The organism is Streptomyces sp. NPDC060209, assembly GCF_042728155.1.
GTDB lineage: Bacteria > Actinomycetota > Actinomycetes > Streptomycetales > Streptomycetaceae > Streptomyces.
The window spans coordinates 1-3674 of record NZ_JBHWZS010000492.1 but is presented as its reverse complement, the minus strand read 5'-3'; the positions used below and the strand labels follow the sequence as shown (position 1 = coordinate 3674).

Sequence of the window (3674 nt, the reverse complement as noted above, 5' to 3'; positions counted from 1 at the left end):
GCCCCGCAGAGCTGCGGGGCCGCCCGTGACGGGGGAGGGGAGGGAGGACAGGGGTCAGCGGCTCCAGAATCCGGGCCTGGGCGTCTTTTCGCGCCGGTTGGAGCGAATGTCGTCCAGCGCCCCGTACAACCGGGAATGAGTGTGCTGGGTCTCCCGGGTGAGGTCGGCGGTCTCCCGCGCGAACTCGTCCAGCTTGCGGACCTCGATCGCGGCGCCGCCCAGGGCGACCGAGACCAGGTTGGTCACCTCTACGAACTTGCCGTCCAGGCCGGCGTTCTCGATGTCGCGGGCGGCGTCCTCGGTACTGCTGGCGTTGGCCTGCATGCTGCGCCGCAGCCCCTCCAGCTCGAGGGTGGCGTCGTCCATGGCCGTGCCGAGCTTGCGCAGCTTGGCCTGCACCGACTTGTAGCGGTTGTCGCCGTCGGCCGGCGCGGGCGCCGCACCGGCCGGGCGGGGTACGAGATCACTCATCAGTGAATATCCCTTCCTGACTTCTAGTCGTGGTGGGCGGCGGCCGACGCGTGCTTGAGGCCCGCTTCTTCCTTGGCTGCCATGTCCTGGCCGTAGACGCGGGCGACCTCGGTAGCCGCGACCCGGGAGGCTGCCTTGGCGATGCCGCACTGCTCAGCACACCGCTTGGCCTGCGTCTGCATGCGGGCCGCGGCATCGGCGAGGTCCGCGATCAGTTCGGTGACCTCGGTGTCGATGTTGTGGTCGCCGACCAGATCGGTGGCCATGTCCCGCAGTGCGTCGGCCACCTTGCCGAGCGCCTCCATCAGTGCTTCCGCCCGCTCCTGGTCGGACGCGGCACGGATAGCCGCGTTCGCCATCACCATCAGGTACTCGTCGAACGTGATGTCCGTACGGTGCTGGGCACCCAGGTTGGCCTGCCGCGACGGCTTGTTGACCTCCGAGCTGCTCACGCTGCTCCCTTCCGTGGGGGCGGGCCGACTACTGCCGGGCCGTTTGCTGTGCTTCTCCGGCGCGGGAGGCAGGCCCTTCACGCCCGTCGTCGCACCTGCGGGCCCGTCGGGGACGATGTCCGCATCGACGACTTCGTCTGCGTCCTGGCCGGCACGCCGCGGCGGTCGGTCGCGGTCGGGCCACTCCACCGTCAGTGTGGGATCGACCGGACCGAACGTGCTGTCCGACGGGCGCTCACCCCGGCCGCGCGGACGGTGCCGGCCCGTGCGGCGGGTCCGACCGGCCCGGCCCGCACGGCCCGTGCGGCCGGTGCGCCGCCGGAAACCGCGCCGCTTCCTTTTCGAGCCGTCAGGGCCTTCTTTGGCGTCTTTCTCACCCTTACCGTCGGCACGCTCGCCCTTGTCCTTGTCCTTGGTCAGGCTCACTTTCTCCGTGCCAGCCGTATCGGCCGTCGCATCGGCGCGACGTTTACTCCAGCGGCGCTGGGCTTCCTCTGAGACGGCACCGCCCAGCGTGGTGCGGCCCGAGTCGGCCGACGCTGCGGCTTCCCGCTTCGCCTTCCTGGCCGCGTCCCGCTCCTCCTTCTTCGCCCGGCGGTCCTTCCACTCCTTCTGCCGGTTGGCACGCGCCTGCTGCCGGTCCTTGGACCGGTCAGCGATCCCAGCAGCGTGATCAGCAGCGCGCCGCTTCTGACGGCTGGCCTGACGAGCACCGGCCCGGTCCTGACGGTCACGCGACCGCTCAGCACGCGAGTTGGACGCCGAACCCCCGTCACCCTTCGAGCCGCCACCCTTTCCGGAGCCGCCAGAGCCCGACTGAGAGCCTTTCGAACCCCCAGTCGCCCCGTTGCGCCCGGAACCGGGTGCACGGCCGCCAGCGCCCCGGTCAGAGCTCTTCGAGCCGCCCTTGCCGCCTGCGCCAGTCGATCCGCTCCCGGAACGCCCGCCAAGCCCGCCGGAGTTGGCGCCGCCGCGCTGCGCCCCGGGGCCCTTGGAGCCCGGCCCGGAATTGTTGCGCGACGGACCGCCGCCCCCGCCGCGCGAGGACCCGCTGCCGCCGCCGGCCTTCGATCGGCCCTTGTCCGCACCCAGGCCGGAGCCGGGCGACTTCATGCGGTCGGCGTCGGCCTTGCCGCGCGCCGCCGCTTTGTCGCCCTTCGCTTTCATCATCGCGGCATGGAGCTTTCCGTTCTGCTCCATCATCGCGATTTCCTGCGCGGTCCGGCCCTCCAGCAGCGCCGCCTTCCGTGCCACTTCAGCCTCCCGGAAAGGAGCCTCGCTTTCATGAAGCGACCGCGCCATTTCCAGCCGGAGTTCCAGCCAGTCACCGAGACGGTCAGCGAGAGAGCGAGGCTGAACATATTCACCCTCCTCGTATTCGCCGTCTTCCTCTCCGATTTCTGGCGGTGCAATTCCCTCCGAGCGCAATGCCATTGCCGGGTCCGGCGCGGCCGGGATCGGCGGCAATTGCATGGTCGTCTCTTCCGGCGACTCCGGGGGCACTGCGGGAATGCCCTCCGGCGGCGGAATAGTGTCGCTGTAATCCGGCATCGGGGGCGGCACGTACGAGGATTCACCGCTCCAGGGGCCGCGGAGCAGGGTCCCGCTGCCGTCCTCATCGTCGTCGGACACGGTGCATCTCCTTCCTTCCAGGGGCTTGACAGAGCGTGGAGTCTTGTGTGCACGCGTGTGCACGGGCACGTGTGCACGCTTTACGCGCGCGAGGCCCCGCCGGAGTCCGGCGGGGCCTTCGTTGGTGACCTTCAGTGACGCGGGGGGTGCTTCGCCACGACCTGCTCCGCGTACTGCAGGAGGTCGTTCCAGATCCGTGTGTCGCCCTCGGCCCGCCTGTCCATCGCGGTGATGAACAGGCGGCAGATGAGCGCGAATCCGACGTGGATGTCTCCGCGACCGGCTTTTACGTCTTTGGCGATTCGGGATCGTGCGAGGCGGAGCCAGAATTCCATCTGCCCCTGCTCGCCGCGAGATTCGCGGGCTTTATCCGCCTCATCCTTCAGCCACTGCCTGCGCCGTTCGGCGGACCGTTCGGCACTACTGAGGGGGCGAGTCACGCCGACTCCCTGTTACCCATGTCGTAAATTGACGTAGGGTCACCATAGCGGGAATTCTGGCTCTGCGCACCCTCCTGCTCGGAATTGAGCGGGGCGGCCTGGAGCGGAGGGGCCTTCTTCTGCTGCTTTTCCAGCTCCTTTTCCTTCCTCTTCGTGGCCGTATTGGCGACCGCCTCATCGTGGGCGCGGCGCTTGTACGCGCTCCTTTCCAGGCCCTTGGTGACGCCCTGGACGTTTCGGAGAACGTCCTTGAGGGCCCTTTCCACGGGCTGAGCGCGCAGCCAGGCGTCGTAGAACCGGTCGCCCTCCACGTGCGTCTTGCGGCAGTGGATGCGGGTCTCCATCGCGAGGGTCTCCAGGTTCCTGCCGATGTCCAGCAGGACCCGCTGAACGTCGGCCAGGTACCTGGCGGTTGCCTCCGGGCTCTGCGCGACGTCGCGCAGAGGTGCGTGATTCGGGTCGTTGCTGTTCATGCGTGAAGACCTCCAGTCTCAGGGGTTGAGGAGGGGGAAGCCCCAATCCCCGTGGCTGCTGCGCCGGGTTCGGGGTGCTCGGTGCGAGCCTGGCTCGCACCGAGTTCGTCCCAGCGGTCCAGATCCATGGCGATCCGGCGCAGCACCAGCGAGGTCATGAAGGGCCGCCTCGCCGAGATGCGGTCGAAGCTCCCGAACGGCGACAT

4 protein-coding genes are annotated in these 3674 nt (G+C 69.0%); all 4 read right to left on the bottom strand.

Translation table 11 applies throughout. The features are described 5' to 3' along the window. Positions 1 to 54 precede the first annotated feature (54 nt). Positions 55 to 471, bottom strand: a complete 417-nt coding sequence (locus tag ACFWFI_RS41645; protein ID WP_387401001.1) for a conjugal transfer protein TraB — start codon at positions 469 to 471, stop codon at positions 55 to 57. Positions 472 to 494: 23 nt separating this feature from the next. Next, positions 495 to 2555, bottom strand: a complete 2061-nt coding sequence (locus ACFWFI_RS41640) for an ATP/GTP-binding protein (RefSeq protein ID WP_387400999.1) — start codon at positions 2553 to 2555, stop codon at positions 495 to 497. A 131-nt stretch (positions 2556 to 2686) separates the two neighbouring features. After that, entirely contained in the window at positions 2687 to 2995 is a 309-nt protein-coding gene (locus ACFWFI_RS41635; RefSeq protein WP_387400997.1) for a hypothetical protein, read from the bottom strand. Then, positions 2992 to 3468, bottom strand: a complete 477-nt coding sequence (locus ACFWFI_RS41630) for a hypothetical protein (protein ID WP_387400995.1) — start codon at positions 3466 to 3468, stop codon at positions 2992 to 2994. The genes ACFWFI_RS41635 and ACFWFI_RS41630 overlap by 4 nt, the downstream gene beginning before the upstream one ends. Positions 3469 to 3674 lie beyond the last annotated feature (206 nt).